The following is a 2,954-nucleotide window of genomic DNA, read 5'->3' as shown; positions in this document are numbered from 1 at the left end:
TTTTACCCCCGACACTGGCACCACCCTGTATTGCTACCTATGTATACTATGTCTGTTATATTCATTTCACTCCTATTCAGAATTTTTTCTGACTGGAGGATTCTTCTTCAGATTTACTGAAAATGTAGTTCCTTTGCCTACACCTTCGCTTTCTGCTCTAATGATCCCGCCATAAATATCTATGATCCGCTGAGCTATCGCGAGTCCGAGCCCGTGTGAATCACGATCATGCCGGGATGAGTCAGCTTTGAAAAATTCATCAAAAATTCTTGGAAGTACTTCAGCTTCGATGCCAATTCCAAAATCCTGTATCTTTATTCGAATTGATTCTATCTGTTCACTTGCACTGATTATGATTGTTCCATCAATATATGAGTATTTTACTGAATTTCCGATAAGATTCCCCATCAGAGTTTCCAGATGCATCGGTGACATCATGACCGAGTATGCTTCAGGTATCTCATTCTTCACGGTGAGACTCTTCTGATGAATCAGATAGGCATTGTCTGATATGATCTGGTCCAGTATATCATGGAGGTTAATCTGCTGTAGATCTGATAAGGAATAGAGAGCATTCATCTTGGCAAGCTCAAGAATGGTTGTGATCATCTTTCTGATCGTTTTCACATCTTCAATTGAAACATCGAGGAGTTCTAAGATCTCAGGATCTGTAATTTTTTTTCGTACGTATGGAAGGATGGCAACAAGCGGGGTGAGTGGAGTTTTGAGATCATGGCCAATCTGCATGATGAATTCATCTTTCTGCCTGAGCAGTTCTTCAATCTGGGTAGTTCTGCTCCTTACCCGGCGATCCAGTTCACGGTTCATATCCAGAAGTTGCGTTCGCATCGCATCAAGTTCAAGAGTTTTCTGTTCGAGCTGGTTCGCATATCTGAGCAGGTGTTTCTCTACCTCTTTTCGTTCGGTAATATCCTGGAGTATCCCAAACGATCCGGTAACCAGCCCCCCTCGTATCTTGGGTTGCCCGCGAACTCTGATATGTTTAAATTTTTCATGGGGGAGGTCGATCTTAAATTCAAATCCGAATTCCTCCCTGCTGTCTGGATTCTGATCAAAATATCGGGAGATGAATGGCCGGTCTGGTTCTGAAGCAATCCGAATTAAATCATCAAGAGTGATAAGATTCTGTTCTGCAGGAATTGCCAGGATGGAAAAAATCTCTGGAGATACTTTGAATGATCTGGTACCTGTATCATATGACCAGACTCCGAGTTTTGCTATCTTTTGAGCCTGTTCAAGCTTCCACTCAGATTCATGAATCAGTTGTTCATACTGGCGTCTTCGGGATATGTCGCGGATAACTCCTTCAATACCCTGGAGTTCTCCACCTTCAGTATATACCAGACGACAACTGACTGATCCCGTGATGATCTTACCATGTGCTCCTTTGAGTATCAGTTCATAATCCTTGACTCCGTCTTCATGAAGGACTTCAGAAAGAAACAACGGCCAGATATCCGGGTACCTGAGCAGGGTCTCAAAACTCATACCTATGAGAAGATCAGGGGAAGAATACCCAAGAACTGTAGCCATGGAGGGACTGATCTCCAGAAGTGCACCGGTTTTATCTGTCCGGTAATATAAATCTCCGATATACTCGATTACACTCCTGAACTTCTCCTGGCTCTGTTCCAGATCTGCCTGAACCCTGGCCTTGGTCATCTTTGCGCCCACAATCAGGCCGATAGTCTGTAACGCACTGATATTTGTTTCAGATCTTAAATTAGAACCCCAGAGAATGAAACACCCGTATACTCTCTTCTCATATAATGCAGGAATAATCAGAATGTCAGTAACTTCACGTTGGAGTATGGTTCTTCGCAGTACTTCTGGTGCAGTATCCCGGGTATAGAGAATCTGTCCTTTCTCACGGGTCACATTTCTGATCTGGTGAATCTCATCCTGTTCATGGGATGACAGGTCACTCCACTCTTCCCCAAGCATAAAGCCGTATCGAAACGACCAGAGTACGGTCTCGATCAATTGATCCTTATCTCCTTGTTCATCACTGAATTCAAGAAATGAGATGAATGGAACCTGAATAATCGGTCCTAGTCTGCTGACAACCATCTGGATAAATTGTTCCGGGTGTGCATCCTGATCAAAGGCAGTCACCTCATAAATGACATTAATAAGTGAACGACAGGATTGCTTAACTCCCTGCAGATGTTGGAAGGCAGCGTTCTCAACAACTGAAAGAAGGATACCGGTCACCGGAGATGCATGGATTGGCAGTTCTGATCTGATTCCTGTGATAATAAGAAGAAATTTTTCAGGTGATTCGGATGTCAGTGATCCTGAAAATTCGCATGATGCATCAGGTAGAGAACCATCAAGTATTCCTGGTAACATATACGGAATTTTTTTCAGTGTTCCGGTCCAGGAGAATGCCTGATCAAAGGGTTGATTGGTTACATCCGATACAGAATCGGAGAAAAGGGCGAGAAAGGATTGATTTGCATATTTCACCATCAGGTTGGTATCAAGTATACACACCGGCCCGGATAGCATGGGCATAATATGATGTTGCCAATCCTGTATTGGTGATGTTGTCATAACGCAATGGCACCGTTTGCATTCCTCTGTTCTGATCAACGACCCTTACTTGAGATAATTGTTCCCGTTAACAATACTAGTATGGTTCCCATATAGAATCTGCGTCTGTTCTATGCTGCCACGATGGATCTCAAACCATGTACATATGTGTTCATACCACCCATAGAAAAAGGATCAGGGGATATGGGTCGTCGAAAAAAGATCACAGAGGTTGACGGATTTCTCCGGATACCAGTCACATTGGATCGGTTGATTTTTGAAGAGGAAAAGAATCTTATTATATCCTTAAATACCTCACTTTCACCCAAAGATATCAGATTTGCTATTGAAGAGGATCTCATCTGTGTCTATCTTGCCTCATTGGATCCGGATTCGTT

General features: G+C 43.0%; 2 protein-coding genes. One reads left to right on the top strand and one right to left on the bottom strand.

What is annotated here, in order from left to right; genetic code table 11:
* Positions 1-72: 72 nt before the first annotated feature.
* Positions 73-2,577 (bottom strand): PAS domain-containing sensor histidine kinase, encoded by a 2,505-nt coding sequence (locus tag LUQ50_RS11160; protein ID WP_300039912.1) that lies wholly within the window; start codon positions 2,575-2,577, stop codon positions 73-75.
* A gap of 183 nt (positions 2,578-2,760) precedes the next feature.
* Between LUQ50_RS11160 and LUQ50_RS11155 the strand changes: the two genes are divergently transcribed.
* Positions 2,761-2,954, top strand: a 194-nt coding sequence (locus tag LUQ50_RS11155) for a hypothetical protein (RefSeq protein WP_300039911.1), incomplete at its 3' end; no start/stop codon positions are given.

Source organism: Methanospirillum sp. (assembly GCF_028679455.1).
Classification (GTDB): Archaea; Halobacteriota; Methanomicrobia; order Methanomicrobiales; family Methanospirillaceae; genus Methanospirillum.
Note: the sequence above shows the minus strand (reverse complement) of the source record. Positions and strands in the feature narration are given on the sequence as shown.